Consider the following 19,215-nt stretch of genomic DNA (forward strand, 5'->3'; position numbering starts at 1 on the left):
TTCAATAGGAAAAACTCAAAATTGACCTAAGTAACAGGCCTTCATTGCTTTGTTATCATCAATTTTTAAAGTTGATAAAATTCATTAAGTTTTACTGTCAAAAAACAACTTAATAAATTCATCAGAAAGTCTATATTTGTATCCAATACAATTATTTAATTCATTATATCAAATATAGATATGAGTTTAAAACTACGTCTAACCATAATGAACTTCTTACAGTTCTTTATTTGGGGAGCATGGTTGATTACTATTGGAGGCTACTGGTTTAAAACTAAGCAGTGGTCCGGAACAGAATTTGGGGCTATCTTCTCTACCATGGGCATTGCGTCCATATTTATGCCCGCCCTTTCTGGCATCATCGCTGACAGATATATTAATGCAGAAAAACTATTAGGTATTTTCCATATCATTGGAGCTGGAATTTTATGTTACCTCCCGCAGGTCAACGATCCTTCTACTTTCTTTGTAGTCATGCTGATCAATATGATCTTCTACATGCCTACCATTTCACTGTCAATTACAGTAGCCTACTCGGCACTTCAAAAAGCAAACTTAGACATTGTAAAAGTCTACCCTCCAATAAGAGTTTGGGGTACAATTGGATTCATTGTAGCCATGTGGGTGGTAAGTTTACTTAAAATAGAAACTTCTCCCGCTCAATTTTATGTTGCCGCTATTGCTTCAATCAGTTTAGGTTTATACGCATTGACGTTGCCTAAATGTGACACCAACAAAGGTGAAAACAACAAAACTTGGATTGAAGCACTTGGTTTAGACGCCTTCAAGTTATTCAAGCAAAGAAAAATGGCATTGTTTTTTATCTTCTCAATGCTTTTAGGCGCTGCATTACAACTTACCAATGCATATGGAGATATTTTCTTACATGAATTTGACAGCAACCCTCTTTTTGCAGACAGTATAGCTGTGAAATATCCTGCTATCATCATGTCAATCTCACAAGTTTCTGAAACTTTATTTATCCTAGCCATCCCATTCTTCTTAAAACGTTTCGGTATTAAAAATGTAATGCTGATGAGTATGTTTGCCTGGGTATTGCGTTTCGGATTATTCGGTATTGGTGATCCAGGTTCTGGTTTAGTATGGATTATCATTTCGTGTATCGTATACGGTATGGCGTTTGACTTTTTCAACATTTCAGGTTCACTGTATGTAGAGTCGCAAACAGATCAAAGTATCAGAGCTTCTGGTCAAGGTTTATTTATGATGATGACCAACGGTTTTGGTGCTGTACTAGGTTCTTCGGTATCGGGTGTAATGATTGATCAATTCTTTACCAGTGCTGATGGAGTACGTGACTGGCCAAATATCTGGTTCGCATTTGCCGCCTATTCTTTAGTTGTAGCATTACTGTTTGCTGTCTCTTTCAAGCACAAACATGATCCTAAAGACGTAGAGAGCTTCAGCCATTAGAAAGATTTACCATCCCATTCATAAATTGATGGGGTAATAATATACAACAGCTATTGTATCAGTGTATGATACAGTAGCTGTTTTTATTTATATAAAAATATTAGATTAATACAATTTTATTTTGTTTATCGAAACAGAGAACCCATATAACCCCAACCTCTCCCTAAAACTCAATAAATCAACATATTAAACTGTCAACTCATAAAATTGCACTCTCATAACAATCTGAATAAATATTTTTATTCTTTGTATTAATTAATAGATTTCATACTTATCTTGAATAAGTATCAAAATAAAAAATACCCAGATTTACAATATAACCCTTTAACCAATGAGTACCCTTAAATAATTAGACCATTAAATAATAATCTTCAATTAATCGTAAAAAATTAAAACAGTATTTAATCAATTATTAAAAATGGTAATCCAATCCAAGGTAGATAATCTTGAACAACGCCTCTCTAGTATTAATAAGGCACTTCTTAATAAACAATTAGTATACGCTTCATTCAATGATGACCTCGTATTATTCAGTTGTTCTGAAATGTTTTCTTCAAAATATACAACACACAGTGAGAGCTATTTACATCTTTTTGATCTTTTCCCTGTTGAAATCAATGGTGCATTAGAATCAGCTATCTTCGAGAGGAAAACCAAGGCTATAATTGATTGTAAAATTCTTGCACCCAATAACAACGTATATTCCTCCAAAATAGGAATCTCTTTTATTAACAATAGAATTCAAATTGCTATTTATGATGACCCACAACTATGAAATTATCCTGGTAGATGATGATGCTATTGCCAATCAAATCTCTAAAATTTATCTTCAAAGATGTAAAGAAGATGTGAGTATTCAAGAGTTCAACAAGAGTGCTAACTTCCTGCATTTTCTAAGAAAAAACCGTGAGTGTAACAACATTTTACTAGATATCAATATGCCTCTTGTAAGCGGATGGGATATTCTGGATGAAATAGATATTGTAGGCCTCAGTGACACTTATAATATCATTGTTTTAAGCAACTCTGACTTGGCACAAGATCGAATTCGATCTAAATCCTATGAATCTGTAAAAGCTTATATTTCTAAACCTCTGAACAAGGATAAAACGCAAAAAATTTTCCAGATCTTTGACAATTGCAACAAAGAGTACACCAACCAAAATGCTTCTTAAGCACTTTTACTTTACTAAAATCAGCATTAAAAGACCTCCACAAAATAGTGTCATTTTAGTCTACATTACGTGACCTTATTTTTCAAGTTTTTGGACTTTTTCTCCAATAGTTTCCAGGTAGTAACCATGATCTTTGTATCATATCAATTACTAAAAAATAAGTCTCTACTATGGAAACTATTACATTAAAATCAGATCTTAAAAAGCCTGTTGCTCTTCGTATCATTATGGTTTCTTTCTTATTGAAAGTATTTATAGCATTTGGACTTTACTTTGCTATCAGCACTGGAAAATTAGAAATACCGAATGCCAATCCTCAGTATATTTTATACACTGCATTTATCTATGTGGTAAATCTGATAGGGTTGATTGCAACAGCTTTAAACGGAAAGCTACAATTATACAGGGCCATTATAGTCTTTGACTTCATTGTCTCTATTCCAGCCAAAGCAATGATTGGTTTTATCGTTGCCGGATATTCATTTGCTTTAAGTTTTCATCCAAAAGTAAAAGAATTCATTTTATCTAAAAGCTAGGAATAGATCGGAATAATGCTGAAATTTATTGTCAACTCAGAGGTACAAACTTCTGAGTTTTCTAATTTTTTAAAATCATTATTCGATGAGATCTTTTTACTTTTTAACCTTGTTATTACCTCTCTTATTTGTATCCTGTTCACAAGAAAAAGAACAAGATGAAGAGCCGGAAGCTTATGTTTCAAAAACCCTAGTCATAAGACCACTTACGGAACATGTATTATTACACACTTCATTTTTAGAAACACAAAGTTTTGGAAGAGTACCCTGTAACGGCGTTGTGGTGTTAGACGATGGTGAAGCTATAATCATTGACTCCCCCACTACAGAAGAAAGTGCCATTGAACTACTCGATTGGCTTAACAAACAAGATGTAAAAGTAAAAGGCGTAGTACCAACTCATTTTCATATCGACTGTCTTGCAGGGCTGAAGTATTATCATTCCCAAAACATTCCTTCCTTCAGTGCTCAACTAACAGCACAGTTAGCCGCTGAAAACAATCAAGCTGTTCCTCAAAATACATTTACAGATACGTTAACGCTTCATGTGGATGATCATCCAATTCTCCTAAAGTATGAAGGTGCGGGGCATACGCACGACAATATCGTTGCGTATATTCCTGGCGATAAAGTACTGTTTGGTGGCTGTTTGATCAAAGCCAAAGGATGGGGAAAAGGAAATCTAGAAGATGCTGATACAACTGAATGGTCTAACTCTGTGATGAAAACGATGCTGGATTTTCCTGAAGTGGAAGTTGTAGTTCCAGGACATGGAGGTGTAGGAGATATTACTTTATTAAAAAATACGGTGAAGATGTTTAAGTAAGTTGGTCTCTGTTGAGACCTGCTTTTTTTAAAACTTCATCCTGATAGAGTTTACTCTTATGAGCCAGTTGTCCAAGTTTTGTCATTACATCATCAAGTTGAGACTTCAACTCAACATCCTCCGTTTCTTCTAAATCCATTCTTTTGAAGACTTCATTGAAGTAAGGCTGTAATTTTTCGAATAAACTTGACATATTTTTCTTAAGAATATACCCTGAGGCACCGGCTAGAATAGTCTGTGCCGCCAACTCCTCATCATTGATTTGACCAGTCACAAAAATCAACCTGATAAAACTATTTGTATTCCTCAAGTGCTCTAAAACGTCTAATCCCGTGAACCCATTTAAATGATAATCACAAAGTATTATATTCGGGTTAAAATCATTGATTAACTCTTTAGTGGCATCAAAATCATCCGTCACCCTGATCACAGCTTTTGAAGATGCTTTATTGATATGGTAAGAAATCAACCGAATATCAGCAGGGTTATTTTCAATGAGTAATATTTTTAGTCTTCGCTCTTTCATGCTTACTTTTTTACAAATTTACGATGAAAAAATATCTTATTAAATTTATTGAATTAGGAATACATCCCAAAACCAGTTTAGAAAGAAGTAGAAGAATTCGGTTTGCCAACTCCATGTCATTAATGGGGATTTTGACCTCAATTTTGTTTCTCTTGATTTTCTTTTTCACTCAATGGTCTGATTTAATTGGATTTATAATTGGAATTACTGTTGTTTCCACCTTTGTTCCCCCAATTTTAAACTTTTATCAAAAAACGACTTTATCAAGAGTTGTATTTGTACTTGCAGCGGCTTTTGATGTAATATTACTAACGCTGTATTTTGGACCAAAACTGCATATTCAATACTTTTTATTTGCTTTAACGGGGTATCCTCTTATATTATTTGGCAAAGAATTGAAAAAATGGAAGTATCTTCTTTCTAGTTTAATGTTAGTTTTTTATATTCTACTCTATTTTTACTTTATTAAAAATAGACCTTTTATATCTATTGATGTAAATGATGATACTTTTCTACTTATTGATTGTTTAATATTCTTACTGATTTACGCTCTTTATTTCTTTTTCGAGAGAGAAACCGATTATTATTCCAATCACCTAAGTCTAAAAACACAACAGCTTGAAGAAAAAAATATAGAATTAGAACAATTTGCTTCCATTGCCTCTCATGATTTGCACGAACCTTTACGTACGGTGGATAACTTTGTAGAAATCATCAAAGAAGAATATCATGATGATTCTAATGAAAACGCTAAGGAATACTTCCATTTTATTCATGATGCCTTGAAAAGAATGCAAGACATGATTGATAATTTGTTGGAGTATACGCGTTTAGGAAAGGGTAAACAATTTGAGGTCACTGACATTAATAAAGTGCTTGATGAAGTGCAATTAGACCTTCATAATTTGATTCAGAATAAGAAAGTCATCATTAATTGTACTGTAATGCCTCAGATTTTTGGTTTGAAATCAGAACTCAAACAGGTCTTTCAAAACTTAATTTCTAATGGAATCAAATTTCAAGACAATACTAAACCACCTGAATTATGGATTACAGACCACTATGACGCCAATTCATGGATATTTTGCATTGCTGACAATGGAATAGGAATTGACCATAAAAAGCACCATGAAATATTTCAGATGTTCAATAAGCTACACTCTGACAAATTATACAAAGGTCAAGGAATAGGCCTGGCATTTTGTAAAAAGATTATAGAATTACACCAAGGAAAAATATGGGTTGAATCAGAAAAAGGAATGGGAAGCCGTTTCTATTTCAGTATAAACAAGAACTTAACAAATGAAGAAAAAGCTAGATAAAATATTGATTATTGATGATTCTGAAGCAGATGTATTCATTATGAAAAGAATTATCAACAAAGCAGAAGTGACCAATAATATAATTACTGCGTTTGGAGCACAGGAAGCATTGGAATATTTATCCCAAAAAATAGAAGGTTGTTATCCAAAGCCCAATATTGTGCTGTTGGATATCAATATGCCTAATATGTCTGGATGGGAGTTTTTAGATGAGTATGAAAAGCTGGACAAGGAAATGAAAGCTGGTGAAATCATCTGTATGATTACAACTTCAAAAGATCCATCAGAAAGAGACAGAGCAAAAAGGTTCAATATTGTAGACGATTTTACGCACAAGCCTCTGACAAAAGAAAAACTCATGGAAATCATCGAAGAGAACTTTCCTCAATATGTATAGAATAGTTAAGAATTAATTTTCGCTTCTTGTATTTTTTGTTGCATTTGATCCGCAATAGCTTTCAATTCCTCCACTGACAAACTAGCTTGAGGAAATAACTTTATGATTCCTTCTTTATTTTTTAAGGTTACACATAAATGGTAGGCATACTCCTTTCCTGTTAACATACTTAAAAGCGGGTCCATTAATTTATCTCCAAAAGAGGCTCCAGTTTTGGCTAGAGTCAAGGACTTCAATGAAGTTATCTCAAATTCAACATCTTCCTTATAACCTAGACTTCTGTTCTTTATTAGAACTTTTTCACGGTCTATTATGATATCAGAACTTCCTTTTTTGGCTTTTAAAAGGTTCCAAAGCGATGCAAAAGAAGCAAAACCACCAAGAATGGTCAGCAAACTGTAAGAAAATTTGACATTGGTATTCAAACCTTCTGCATTGCTGAATAAGTGTCCTAGGGTAATTGTAAACAGGAGAGATAAAACCAGGTAAATACCATTTGAAATGATATTTTTAGTCCCCCATTGTATTGTCATTGTGGAATTCATAAACTAAAAATAAGAATCCCCAATTGATTGAAAGTACCAATTGGGGATTGACATATGATTATTGAAAGATTACCAAGCTTCTATCAAATCAACCAATCTAAAGTAAACCTCTTTAGAAATAGTTGGGAAGTTGGCAATACGTACTTGAGTCGCTTTTTTAGGACCATATCCAGTACTGACTTCCAAGCCTTGCACTGAAAGGTAAGCCATTAAGTCTTTGGCATCACGGCCTTCTTTCACTTCTATGACAATTACCGTTTTAGAACGAACTCTTTCTTCTTTTACGGCATAGTCTAAATCCTTATGTGCACCTACTGCGGCATAAAGTAATGAAGATTTATAATCTGATTCGCTTCTGATAATTTTCATTTCTCTGCGGATCATATCTTCACAAACTTTACCTAAAGTATAAATAGCAATAGCATTTGGTGTAGCTGGCGTCATGTTTTTTGATGCATTTTTCAACAACGTAAACATATCATGGTAACCACCCATCAGTCTGCCTTCTGCTTTTAGTGTTTTTGCTCTGTCAACACATTTCTCATTGAAGATCCAAACACCTAAACCTGCAGGGCAACCCATTCCTTTCTGCACAGAGAAATATAAACTATCGATTTTAGTGAAATCGATCTCTAAATATGGAATAGAAGAAACGGCGTCCACCGTAATCAAAGCCTCAGGATTTTCTTCTCTGATTTTATAAATATCTTCTACAGGAAATTGAACACCTGTACTTGTCTCATTTTGAGTAATAGAGATCAGATCTACATCAACGTCAATTTTAAAATCTTCCTCAGAAAAACCTTCACCTAAAGGTTTTTCAATTTTTTGAGTTTGATGTCCCCAAGCTTCCGCAAAAGCGTGAAAACGTTCAGAAAAGGAGCCATTTACAAAATGAGCACTTTTTTGAGCAATGCAGTCCTGCGCTAGTCTTTCCCATACTTCTGTTGCCGAACCTGTGAAAACTACATGGTAATCTTCTGGTACGCCCAACATTTCTTTCACCTGCTTTACTGTAAAAGAAAAGATCTCTTGGAAGGCACCGCTACGGTGGGAGATGACAGCAACATTTTCCTTTAAGGCTTGTTGAATATGCTGTTCTACAGTAAAATACAGCTCACTTGGTCCTGCTGTTAGATGAAACTTTTTCATATTAGTCTGTTTAGTTAGGGTTTAAGTACTGAGTACTTATGCCTCTTTTATTTTCCAATCGGAAATGAGTAATTCATTTGTATCTATATCCATAGAACACTTAAAGTGCCCCTTTGGACATTTTTTATGCCCGTGAATGCCACAAGGTCTACAACTTAAATCTTCTTTGACTTCAACAATTCTTGAATTAGTCGAAAGCGGTCCGAACCCAAACTCAGGAATTGTAGAGCAGAAAATTGCTGTAACAGGAGCATTCATTGAAGAAGCCATGTGTTGAGGAGCAGAATCGTTGACATAATTCATTACAGCTCCTTTCATCAATGCGGCAGACTGTAAAAACGAAAGTTTCCCCGCCCAATTCCACATATTTTCTCGATCTACTTTTTCCACAATCTCATCACACAGATCTCGGTCACCAGGACCTCCAATCAATATCACGGCAGTATCTTCAGGTACTTTATTGATAAACTCCACCCACTTGTCTTTATGGTGTTGTTTGGTGTACCACACAGAACTTGGTCCCATAGTAACGTATTTCCCGTCGAATTTTGCTTTCTCATAGTCAATTTCTCTAGGGTATAGTTTTGGTCCCACAAATTCCGCGTCCGTTATATCTTCTACCAAAGAAAGATAACGGCTCACTTCATGATGCTCTTTTTCTCTTCCCAATCCCACTTCATGTGTTTTTTTGATGGAGAAAAATGCACTCAATGGATTCTTATCAAAACCTGCAGTAGATTTTGCAGATGATAAAAAGGTCATTAATCCTGTAGAAAAAAAGCGTTGCAAATTGATTACTCGATCATATTTACGACGTCTTATTTCTGCAGAAACCTTCAAGAGGTTTTTATTTTTATCTACTTTTTTATTCCAAATTATAACTTCGTTGATATGAGGATTGTTTCTCAATAATCCCTCATTTCCATTTCTTACCACAAAATCAATTGTCGCATCTGGGTAAAACTTAATTAACTTCTCCACAACAGCTGTAGCCATAATGACATCTCCGATAAATGCCGTCTGGATCACTAAGAATTTTTTCATGCCGTAAAAATCTCATTTCATAATGAATATTGCAATAATTGAAGTCTATATCTACAAAATTTATAGTTATCCTTTGGTTCTTCAATTATTAGTCTCAAAAAGAATAGATTAATAAAGCGAGATTGAAAACTTCTTTTTTAATCCTTTTTTACTCCCTATCTTCATATTGGATTTAGGTAAAAAGTAAGTACCCATTCATGAAGTCATTCGAAGAATTTAAAAATCATTTCAAAGAAAACATTGCAGGTCAGTTAGATCAGATTGAAGACAAACGCTTTTATATGCACAACAAGCGTCTTCAGTTTGGTGGCTTAACAATGTTGATGATTTCATTTTCTTTGATGTTGCTGTACTTGGATCAAATCAATGAATACGGCGTTTACTTTATGTGTATTTTCGCTCCACTTACGTCTATGAATTATTTCAATAATAATTTTCAAGACGACACCATAGAAGAGGAATACAAAGAGTTGGTAGTTAGAGAAATGATCCGGTTTATGGACAATAGTTTAAGGTACTCTCCACAAGATTACATTCCACTGAAACAATGGATAGAAAGTGGTGTAAATCCCACTATTCCTGACGATTACACTGGCGATGACTTAATCGAGGGTTCTATTGAAGGAACCTCACTCCAAATGTCAGAAGTTATGGTCAGCCACCTTCAGCCCCCAAAATCCAATTGGTATCTCAATAAGAAAAAACAACAGAAAGAAAAATATAAAAAAGAATTCCATGGCTTCTTCATGATTGTGGATTTGGATGATCCGCCATCTACTGAGATCTATATCTTTGAAGATCACATTCAAAAAAACTGGGGACATGTAGGGCGTTTGATTGAAGAAAAAGATGACCGCTACGGTACTTATGTGCCAATTAAAGATCCAGAATTCAGAAAGTACTTCAAAGTGTATGCAACCAACAGAGCTGATGCAGAGAAATCTCTGAAAGATGATTTTATCAAAAGACTTTATAAAATCAGAAAACACTTCAATGCCAGAGTAAATTGTGTAATGAAAGGAGGCAAGCTTTATGTTTTTCTTGATGTCCGCAAAGAACTCTTTAAAGTCGACACCACGCACTCTCTAAAACGCTCATTCATCCTGAAGGAATTATACCGTGATATGGAAATGATCCTAACAGTAGCACACACTCTGAATGACCCTGTTCCAGAAGAGGCACCACCAACACAGATCAATAACAACTTCGGTGATTCTACGGAAGATGATCATGTGTATGAGAATGCTCCAGTGCAAGAAGAAGCTTTTGTTCATGACAATGAATCACACTTGGAAGAAGATGAGCAATTTGGAGAAGACTCAGATTTTGAAGAGGAGGACGAATTTGACGGCGACTCCTATGCTGCTTCTCAACAACAGCTTTTTGGAGCTGATGAAGACGGCGAAACCCCTCAATTCAATTTGAACGACTTTGAAAATGATAATTATTATGAAGAGGAAGATGACTAAACCTCATTTTAAGTATGGCATCTCTTATTTTTTTCCGAAATTTGCAAGATACGAAAGTATAAAAAGTCTCTCACCCTATTTTCACTAGAAAATGAGGCTTCTAAAATAAATTAGATCACAAGGAAAATGGACAGTAAAAGACAACATAAATTTTCTCGTTTAATCCAGAAAGATCTAGGTGAAATTTTCCAACAGAACTCAGTTTCTATGTTCGGAGGTGCTTTTATCTCTGTAACGCATGTTGAAATTTCTCCTGACTTAGGTTTGGCGAAAGTATATTTAAGCTTTTTGTTAACAAAAGATCCTGAAGGTAAAATTGAGGAGATTGAAGAACAAAATAAATCTATTCGTAACCTCTTGGCGCAACGTATCCGTCATCAAGCAAGAGTAATTCCTGAATTACGCTTCTATCATGACAATACTGCAGAGGAAGCAGAGAAAATTGACAAGTTATTTGAAAACATCGACATCCCTGAAAAGAAGGAAGATGACGATGATGACGATATCTACACACGTTAATTTTTGAAGAGCATGTTTGAGCAACTTCATTGTTCAGACATGCTCTTTGTGTTGTAATCACAATAGCAACACCTACTTTTTTTTGAATTTATAGGATATACTTAGCAGAACATGCTGGCATTTTTTAAGATCAACGATCCCCTACGTTTAATCATTCTTTTATTCCTTTTGGTCATCATTCGCCTTCCAATCTGGATTGGTGATATTCCATTGCTTTCTGATGAAATTCATTGGTTTACTTTGGGCGATAAATTAGCCGAAGGTAATAGTATGTATGTGGACATTTGGGATAATATTGCACCACTTTCAGCTGGTGTGTATTGGATGATTGCCTCAATATTTGGCACTTCCCAAGTCGTTTATTTTGGCTTTGCCGCTTTTCTCACATTAGTTCAATCCTATTTATTCAACCTGATGATGAATAGAAGTGAGGCCTATAAACAAAAAACATTTGTTCCTGGGTTGATGTATCTTCTTTTCTCCAATATCAGTTATGATTTCATGACGCTTTCCCCCACCCTCATTTCTCTTACATTCCTGTTGTTTGGTTTGAGGAATTTATTAAGAATGGAAAGAACTGATGTTGAACAAAGTATCTTAAATACAGGTATCTTTTTTGGCTTAGCATCATTGGCTTATATGCCTTCTTTCTCTTTCCTTCTGATGGGTATTTTTGCATTGGCCACATTCAGAGTCTCTTCTTTTAATCGACTTTTTCTAGCCTTTGTTGGTTTTACCATCGTTTGGGGAAGCTACTTGGTTTACCTCTATTATATTGATGGATTAGAAGAGTTTGTCAATTTGTGTATGCTTGCTATACCAGATCTTCAACATGATTTCCAATTAACATGGGAACAAATGCTGATGCTTTCTGTGATTCCTGCTTTTATTTTGCTGATGGGGATGTTCAAAACATTCAGTTATAATGCTTTCATCAATTCTCAGCAAAACATACAACAAGTAATGCTGATTTGGGTAATTACTGCCACATTAAGTATTGTGTTCTCTTCCTTTACCATATCCTACCAATTGATTCTTTACGTTCCTGCATTGAGCTTTTTCAGTGCTCATCAATTGTTGATTATTAGAAAACGTCTAATGGCTGAAATTACCTTGTGGACCTACAGTCTTCTTTTTATTGCATTAATGATGGGTACAGCATTTGACATTTTGCCAAAAAAAATAGAATCTCCTTATACAAATGCTTGGGCTATTGATGTGCCAAATCTAAACGAATATGGAGATAAAATGCTGGTTTTCGGAATGGATTATAAATACTACCAAACCCACAACCTCGCTACACCTTACCTTAATTATAACGTAAGCCGTCAGTTCTTTAAGAAGATTGACAACTATGATGAAATCCGTCAAATCTATAATGCTTTTGAAAAAGATATGCCTGATGTGATTGTAGATCTTAATGGTGATGGACAAAAGCTACTGGACTATATTACAATCATTCAAAAGCAATATGAAAAAGTAGAACTAGAAAACGGTTTAATTATATTCTCAAAAATAAAATAGTCACATTTTATTTATCAAAGTAAAAGACAATCAACCTTTTACTTCATATTGAAGTAATAAACAGCAGGAATTCAAACTATCATAACATCTTCATAAAGAGTAAAATACTCTTCTATTTTCACACTCTTCTTGATAAAAGCTTCTTTATTGAAAGAACTAATTTTCGTTAGCTCAAATTGAGGATTATTTTCTTTCAAATTCTATTCATTTTATCATAACAGTATTCTATTCTGTAATGCTAATTTCCTCAATTATTTCTCATTTGAAAGAAGAAAGTCACTCTTTCTATTTAATATTCATATATAAATTTCTCATTCATTAATGATTTATTTTTATTGATTTAACGAATTATATATTACTTTGCGCACAGTTTCTAAATAAGAACTCTCTTTTCACATTACGATCTAAATAATTTTAAAAAACCAATTAAATAATTCCAGCGAAATTTTTTTATCATCATACCTGTGAGGGAGAGGTAGATAATGGAAACCTAATAAAACTATATATTTCAAACACAACAATGAGAAATTTTCTATTACGCTCAACCTGTATTGCTACATCAATACTGTTCGGGATTTCTTTGGCTTCTTATGCCAACACCGAAAAATACCGTCTTACACTAAGAGACAATCCAGCTACAACAATCACAATTGGATGGAACCAAGTTTCAGGCAGTAACCCAGTTGTTTACTATGGCACAACAGATTACGGCACCAACTACAGCTACTATTCAAACAGCAAAACAGTGGACAGATCCGTGTATTACAAAGGAATGAACAACCAATTTGCTCGTCTCACAGGACTAAAACCTAACACAGCGTACTACTTTGTAATTAGAGATAGTCAAGGTACAAGTAAGCGTTACTGGTTTAAAACTGCACCTTCCTCTTCTTCCGAGAAGCTTTCTTTCGTGGCAGGAGGTGATTCTAGAAACAACCGTACACCTCGTCAAAATGCCAATAGGATTGTGGCAAGACTTCGCCCTCATGCGGTATTATTTGGAGGTGATATGACATCTTCGGGAACAGAATCAGAATGGCAAGACTGGTTTGATGACTGGCAACTGACCATTGGCAGTGATGGACGAATGATTCCAATCATCGCCGCTCGTGGTAACCACGAAAGTTCTAACAGCATGGTTTACACCTTATTTGATACTCCATCAAGTGATGTTTATTATGCCATCACTTTCGGTACAGATCTTTTCAGAGCCTACACGCTTAATACTGAAATGTCAATCAGCGGTAATCAGACATCGTGGCTTGCTAATGACCTGGCTAGAAATTCCAATGTCACTTGGAAATCTGCTCAGTACCACAAACCAATGCGCCCGCATGTAAGCAGTAAGTCTGAAGGAAACACACAATACAGTAGCTGGGCCAATTTATTTTATCAGAACAATGTAAAGCTTGTAGTGGAATGTGATGCTCACACTGTAAAAACAACATGGCCCGTTAGACCATCTACAAGCAGTGGAAGCGATGAAGGTTTCGTTAGAGATGATGTAAATGGTACAGTATATACTGGTGAAGGATGTTGGGGTGCTCCTTTACGTTCTAACAACGATAACAAAGCATGGACAAGAAACAGTGGTATGTTCAATCAAGTCAAATGGATATTCATTGAAAAATCAAAAATTGAAGTGAGAACCGTCAGAGTAGACAACGCTTATTACGTTGGCACTGTAAGTGATAATAATATTTTTACAGCACCATCTAACCTTGATATCTGGTCTCCATCAAATGGCTCAGTGGTCACTATCCGAAATGCTAATGCGGGCCTTCCTGATATTGGTTTGATTTCACCTGCTGATCAACAATACTACACTTCTCCACAAACTATTACACTTAGTGCTTCAGCAAGTGACAGTGATGGTAGCATTTCTAGCGTTCGATTTTATATCAATGGAAATTATGTAGGACAAGATTACACTACTCCTTACCAAGTAAATTACGCTATTCCTTCAGATGGAAATTATACATTTACTGCTATTGCAGAGGACAACGAGGGTAATTCTAAAACTTCTGAAACGAGAACATTTAATGTTGGCGTAGTTCAAAATACAATCAACGTCCGTATCAGTTCAGGAGATGATGACGTTGAAGAAAGCAGTGGAGGAACTATGTATACTAACAGTTCAGATATTGAACTTGTATACGACGGAAGTAATCAGACTGTCGGTTTACGTTTCCAAGATTTAGCTATTCCACAAGGTGCTACGATTAACACGGCCTACATTCAATTCACTACAGATGAAACGGGCGGGTCTTCTGGAACACTAACAATAAGAGCAGAAGATGTTAGTAATTCTTCAGCATTTAGTACTTCAAGCTACAATGTTTCTGGCAGATCAAAAACATCAGCATCTGTCAATTGGTCTCCTTCAAGCTGGTCTTCTGTTGGTCAGTCAAGTACTTCTCAACGTACTCCAAATTTAAAAACATTAATACAAGAAGTCGTGGACCGTTCTGGATGGTCAAGTGGTAACAACATGACTTTTATTATTAATGGTACTGGAGAAAGAACTGCAGAAGCTTATGAAGGTTCAAGTTCTAGTGCAGCGCTTTTAACAGTAAGCTACACTTATGGCAATACAACTACTCCTCCAGACTTCCATACGCTTTCCATAAGTGCATCCAATGGCATTGTTTCAAAATCACCTAATCAAAACAGTTTTGAAGATGGAACAAATGTGACTTTATCTGCTACTCCAAATAACGGTTATGAATTTATTGGATGGTCAGGAAGTTTATCAGGAAGTCAAAACCCTGTTACGGTGACAATGAATGCTGACAAATCAATCACAGCCAACTTCAGAACTATTGATAATGATACAGACCCTGTAGAAGTTACTATTTCAAAACGAGTAATTTCTAGTTATGATGATGCAGAAGAAGCTGAAAACGGTACAATGTACCTCAACAGTTCAGATTTGGAATTAGTTTATGATTCTCATAATTCTGCTGGTTATCAAAAAGTAGGCATCCGTTTCCAATCACTTAATATCCCAAATGGAGCAAATATCACGGGTGCTTATATTCAATTCACAGTCGATGAGAATATCAATAACTCTGGTACACTTAGCATTTATGCTCAAGACCAAAGTAATGCAGATTATTTTTCTTCTTCTAGTTATGATATTTCATACAGACCAAAAACATCTGCTTATGTCAATTGGAACCCATCAACTTGGTCAACAGTAGGTAGTTCTGGTTCAGCACAGAGAACTCCTGATCTAAAATCGTTGGTACAAGAAGTCGTTAACCGTTCAGCTTGGACAGCAGGTAATCCAATGGCATTCATTATTGAAGGATACGGCAGAAGAGTAGCAGAATCATATGATGGTTCATCGAGTGCAGCGCCACTACTTGTGGTTACCTATGAAAGTGCTCCAGGTTCAAATGCTAGAAAATTTGTAGAATTTGAAGAAGCGAAGGAGTTCATAGCTTATCCAAACCCAATGAGCCATGTCTTAAACTTAGAGTTTGAAGCCATAATTCCAGGTCAGGTTCAAATCTCATTCTTTGATGCTTCAGGCAAACTTGTCAAAAATCATGGGGCAACAATTACAGTGGGTCACAATAAGGTCAAAGTGGTAACAGAGGGTTTGAAAGCAGGTACTTACACTGCTCAAATCATCGGGGCAGGAATTTCTAAAACGATCAAGTTGATAAAATAGAAATCACCATAATGTAATTCTCCATCTCTGAGGGAATCATTTCAAATGCTTTTCTCGGAGATGGTCATTGTTTTAAAATAGACATATGAAATCGAAAATAAATATTTATATCGCTATAAGTGCTTTTTGTGTTTTCCTTGGAAGAGCAATACAGCACTTAGTTTGGGATGCTCCTTTTAGAACATTGCTTTGGGACGAACAATTATTGAAAGGCCCTGTGGAAAATATATTGGGTATTGATTGGTTTGATTACGTTACAAGTCCTATTGCTGACCAATGGATCAATACTAGTGTGACTGCTTTTGGAATACTTTATCTATTGGCTGCTTTCTCTATCTTACTACTTCATAAAGGTGGTTTTTTCAAAAGCGTTGGCTTAAAACTTCAAGTTGTCGGTGCAATAGGCCTTCTCTTTCTGGCTTTTTTATATTCAAAAGAAAAGTTCATGCAAATTGGACAATTGCTGGAATATTCAGCGCAGTTCACAGCTCCTGTTTTTCTTTGGTATGTGATTTCTAATAAAGAAAAAGAGTTTCCGGTATTCTTTGCAAAATGTGTTATTGCTTTGACATTTATTTGTCACGGGCTCTACGCAGTTGGCTTTTATCCTGTACCCGGAAAGTTCATTGATATGACCATTGCAACATTAGGCGTTTCCGAAAACACCTCTAAAGATCTACTTTTTGCAGCAGGAGTTATTGATTTTATTGTTGCTGCCGGAATATTTCTTCCAAAAATCCAAAAGCCAATGTTAGCCTATATGATCGTTTGGGGAACTCTAACATCTGTAGCTAGACTAACAGGACATTTCCATTTGGACTTTCTTGGCAATACACTTTTACAATGGCTACCAGCTGTAATTTTAAGAGCACCACATGCCCTACTACCCCTAGTTATTTTCCTTCAAGTGAATGATTCAAAGGAAAGTAAGTCATTAAAACTTTCTCTCCCAAAATTAAAAGGCGGTGTTGAAGTAGCTCACTAATATCACGTTTTTCTATACTACCTGTATGTTTTTAAAAACTCATACAGGTAGTTTTTTAGCTCTTTTCTACACATTTTACCCTTCAGAAACCAGAATTATATACTCAAAATTTTAATCTGAAATAAAATATTTCATTTTTTTCTTTGCCTGATAAATATGATTTGTATATTTGCACTACCAATAAACGTATTTTTTACATTTATATAAATAAACCAAACACAACCAATTTAAACACATGAAAAATATCCTTGAGAAGCTTTGGGATCAGTACGTGGAAATTACTCCTTCCGCAGCTAAGATCCAGTCCATTTTTGAGGACAAAGGCGAAAAAATCGAAAACGATCATATTGCTATTCGTACATTCAACAATCCTTTAGTGAATGTTGACCGCCTATCAGAACCTTTTATTCGTATGGGATATGAAAAAAAGGGTGAATATGTTTTTGAGGCAAAAAAATTAAAAGCAGCACACTTCCAACACCGTTCAGACAAGGACGCTCCAAAAATCTTCATTTCTGAATTACGTTTAGAACTTTGTAGTGAGTTTGTTCAGGATGTTGCAGATTCAATTATCGCAACTTCAGGAATTGAACATATGGATATTGAGGAATTACTTCTAAGTGGTTGTCTTTGGGAAAAACCTTCTTACAAAATCTATGAGAGATTAGTAGAAGAATCTGAATACGCTGGTTGGATGTATGTATTTGGTTTCAGAGCCAATCACTTCACAATCCACTGCAACAAATTGAATAATTTTGATACACTTGAAGATGTTAATCAATTCTTGAAAGATAATGGATTTAAGATGAATACTTCTGGCGGTGAAATCAAAGGAAGCAAGGAACAGCTTTTAGAGCAATCAAGTATCCTTGCTGACAAAGTAAAAGTACATTTCCAAGAAGGTGAATATGAAGTTCCTTCTTGCTATTATGAATTTGCTAAAAGATACGAAGGCAATACTGGAGAACTTTTCGAAGGCTTCATCGCTTCTTCTGCAGATAAAATATTTGAAAGTACAGACACTGCACTTTCGAAATAACGATTTATACAGACATGAACATTTCTAAAGTTATACGTTATAGAACATTTGATTATCGAACACCTTTTTCTAACCAATTCAGGATTATCTAGAACTTAGAGAATTAAAGAAACCCTACATATTGTGGGGTTTCTTTTTTTATACAGCCTTAAGGATAATTTTAGATAAAAAACATACCTAATATTCCTGCTACCATATAGTATTTTATAAAAGAACTGATATTGCCATAATCTTTACTTGATACAGCTTTCACCAGCTTATACATCATCGTAAATGCAGGAAGAGATAGTATACAAAAATAATATTGGATGTATGGCTCTTCCATCTCATAGACGATCACAAACGAAATTCCAATAAATAAAGCGAATAGCAAGTAAATCAGCTTCTTTGTCTTTTGATCACCCCAAATGATAGGTAACGTTTTACATCCAAACTTCATATCACCTTCTTTATCCTCTAGATCCTTGATAATTTCACGAATCAGAGAAACAAAGAATGAAAAAATACCAAATTCATAGACTGCTCTATTGTGCTCAGCAAAATAAATATTGATCAAAAAGATGGATAAAGCTGTTATTGCCGCCACACTCACATTACCAATAAAAGCTCTTCTTTTCAATTCATTGGAATAAAGCCAAAGCCAGAAGGAAGCAATAAAGCATACAATCCCTACTTCTTTTGACAAATAAAATCCTATAAAAATACCCGTAAAATTAAACACGGTATGGGTGAGTATGGCTACTCTTCTTTTCATTACTTTCCCAATAACCTGCTTGTTTGGACGATTGACAGCATCAATTTTTATATCATAATAATCATTGATGATGTAGCCCGAGGCAGCAATCAGTAATGTGGAAAGCGTCAATAACCAAAATGAAACATCTTGCAGAAGATATTTCCAGTCGGCACTTGGCCCTACCAAGAAAATCCTTCCCATCCATTGTGTAAACAATATGATGAGAAGGTTATTCGCTCTTATGAGACTCAAAAAGTCTTTAAAGTTGATAAAAAAAGTTTGTTCTGTTTGTGGTTTACTCATTGTA

Annotated in this window: 18 protein-coding genes; 13 read left to right on the plus strand and 5 right to left on the minus strand. The window is 35.1% G+C overall.

Annotated features, from left to right (window positions below):
- Positions 1–180: 180 nt before the first annotated feature.
- The 5 genes from AVL50_RS02960 to bla all read left to right on the plus strand — a co-directional run bounded on the left by AVL50_RS02960 (position 181) and on the right by bla (position 3,971).
- Positions 181–1,434 (plus strand): nucleoside permease, encoded by a 1,254-nt coding sequence (locus AVL50_RS02960; protein WP_062614982.1) that lies wholly within the window; start codon positions 181–183, stop codon positions 1,432–1,434.
- Positions 1,435–1,852: 418 nt separating this feature from the next.
- Positions 1,853–2,209, plus strand: coding sequence for a hypothetical protein (locus tag AVL50_RS02965; RefSeq protein WP_062614983.1), 357 nt, complete (start codon positions 1,853–1,855; stop codon positions 2,207–2,209).
- Complete coding sequence (locus tag AVL50_RS02970; protein ID WP_082795631.1) at positions 2,190–2,609, plus strand: response regulator; 420 nt, start codon at positions 2,190–2,192, stop codon at positions 2,607–2,609. Before AVL50_RS02965 ends, AVL50_RS02970 begins: the two co-directional genes overlap by 20 nt.
- A 170-nt stretch (positions 2,610–2,779) precedes the next feature.
- Entirely contained in the window at positions 2,780–3,145 is a 366-nt protein-coding gene (locus AVL50_RS02975) for a hypothetical protein (RefSeq protein ID WP_062614985.1), read from the plus strand.
- Positions 3,146–3,230: 85 nt separating this feature from the next.
- On the plus strand, positions 3,231–3,971 hold the full coding sequence (gene bla, locus AVL50_RS02980) for a subclass B1 metallo-beta-lactamase (protein ID WP_062614986.1): 741 nt from the start codon (positions 3,231–3,233) through the stop codon (positions 3,969–3,971).
- Here the strand turns inward: bla and AVL50_RS02985 are convergent.
- Entirely contained in the window at positions 3,964–4,497 is a 534-nt protein-coding gene (locus AVL50_RS02985) for a response regulator (RefSeq protein WP_062614987.1), read from the minus strand. The genes bla and AVL50_RS02985 overlap by 8 nt on opposite strands.
- 23 nt (positions 4,498–4,520) lie before the next feature.
- On the opposite strand from AVL50_RS02985, the gene AVL50_RS02990 reads away from it, so the two are divergent.
- A complete protein-coding gene (locus AVL50_RS02990; RefSeq protein WP_062614988.1) occupies positions 4,521–5,819 on the plus strand; it encodes an ATP-binding protein in 1,299 nt (432 codons plus the stop codon).
- Complete coding sequence (locus tag AVL50_RS02995; RefSeq protein ID WP_062614989.1) at positions 5,800–6,216, plus strand: response regulator; 417 nt, start codon at positions 5,800–5,802, stop codon at positions 6,214–6,216. Before AVL50_RS02990 ends, AVL50_RS02995 begins: the two co-directional genes overlap by 20 nt.
- A gap of 5 nt (positions 6,217–6,221) precedes the next feature.
- Here AVL50_RS02995 and AVL50_RS03000 read toward each other — a convergent pair whose 3' ends face one another.
- The 3 genes from AVL50_RS03000 to AVL50_RS03010 form a co-directional block, all read right to left on the minus strand.
- Positions 6,222–6,749, minus strand: a complete 528-nt coding sequence (locus tag AVL50_RS03000; RefSeq protein WP_062614990.1) for a hypothetical protein — start codon at positions 6,747–6,749, stop codon at positions 6,222–6,224.
- 81 nt (positions 6,750–6,830) lie between these two features.
- Entirely contained in the window at positions 6,831–7,913 is a 1,083-nt protein-coding gene (locus AVL50_RS03005) for an aminotransferase class V-fold PLP-dependent enzyme (RefSeq protein ID WP_062614991.1), read from the minus strand.
- Positions 7,914–7,949: 36 nt separating this feature from the next.
- Positions 7,950–8,957, minus strand: a complete 1,008-nt coding sequence (locus tag AVL50_RS03010; RefSeq protein WP_062614992.1) for a glycosyltransferase family 9 protein — start codon at positions 8,955–8,957, stop codon at positions 7,950–7,952.
- A gap of 197 nt (positions 8,958–9,154) precedes the next feature.
- Here AVL50_RS03010 and AVL50_RS03015 point away from each other — a divergent pair, with 197 nt between their 5' ends.
- The 6 genes from AVL50_RS03015 (at position 9,155) to AVL50_RS03040 (ending at position 18,172) form a co-directional block, all read left to right on the plus strand.
- Positions 9,155–10,426: a DUF3137 domain-containing protein gene (locus AVL50_RS03015; protein ID WP_062614993.1), complete on the plus strand. Its 1,272-nt coding sequence runs from the start codon at positions 9,155–9,157 to the stop codon at positions 10,424–10,426.
- A gap of 126 nt (positions 10,427–10,552) precedes the next feature.
- Positions 10,553–10,945: a 30S ribosome-binding factor RbfA gene (gene rbfA / locus AVL50_RS03020; RefSeq protein WP_062614994.1), complete on the plus strand. Its 393-nt coding sequence runs from the start codon at positions 10,553–10,555 to the stop codon at positions 10,943–10,945.
- 111 nt (positions 10,946–11,056) lie between these two features.
- A complete protein-coding gene (locus AVL50_RS03025) occupies positions 11,057–12,469 on the plus strand; it encodes a hypothetical protein (RefSeq protein ID WP_062614995.1) in 1,413 nt (470 codons plus the stop codon).
- 520 nt (positions 12,470–12,989) lie between these two features.
- Entirely contained in the window at positions 12,990–16,148 is a 3,159-nt protein-coding gene (locus AVL50_RS03030; RefSeq protein WP_082795632.1) for an Ig-like domain-containing protein, read from the plus strand.
- Positions 16,149–16,233: 85 nt separating this feature from the next.
- Positions 16,234–17,133 (plus strand): hypothetical protein, encoded by a 900-nt coding sequence (locus AVL50_RS03035; protein WP_062614997.1) that lies wholly within the window; start codon positions 16,234–16,236, stop codon positions 17,131–17,133.
- A gap of 235 nt (positions 17,134–17,368) precedes the next feature.
- Positions 17,369–18,172 carry a DUF1338 domain-containing protein gene (locus AVL50_RS03040; RefSeq protein WP_062614998.1) on the plus strand — a complete coding sequence of 268 codons (804 nt, stop codon included), beginning with the start codon at positions 17,369–17,371 and terminating at the stop codon, positions 18,170–18,172.
- Positions 18,173–18,332: 160 nt separating this feature from the next.
- Here AVL50_RS03040 and AVL50_RS03045 read toward each other — a convergent pair whose 3' ends face one another.
- On the minus strand, positions 18,333–19,211 hold the full coding sequence (locus AVL50_RS03045; RefSeq protein ID WP_062614999.1) for a geranylgeranylglycerol-phosphate geranylgeranyltransferase: 879 nt from the start codon (positions 19,209–19,211) through the stop codon (positions 18,333–18,335).
- Between the last annotated feature and the right edge of the window lie 4 nt (positions 19,212–19,215).

The organism is Flammeovirga sp. SJP92, assembly GCF_001583495.1.
Lineage (GTDB): Bacteria > Bacteroidota > Bacteroidia > Cytophagales > Flammeovirgaceae > Flammeovirga.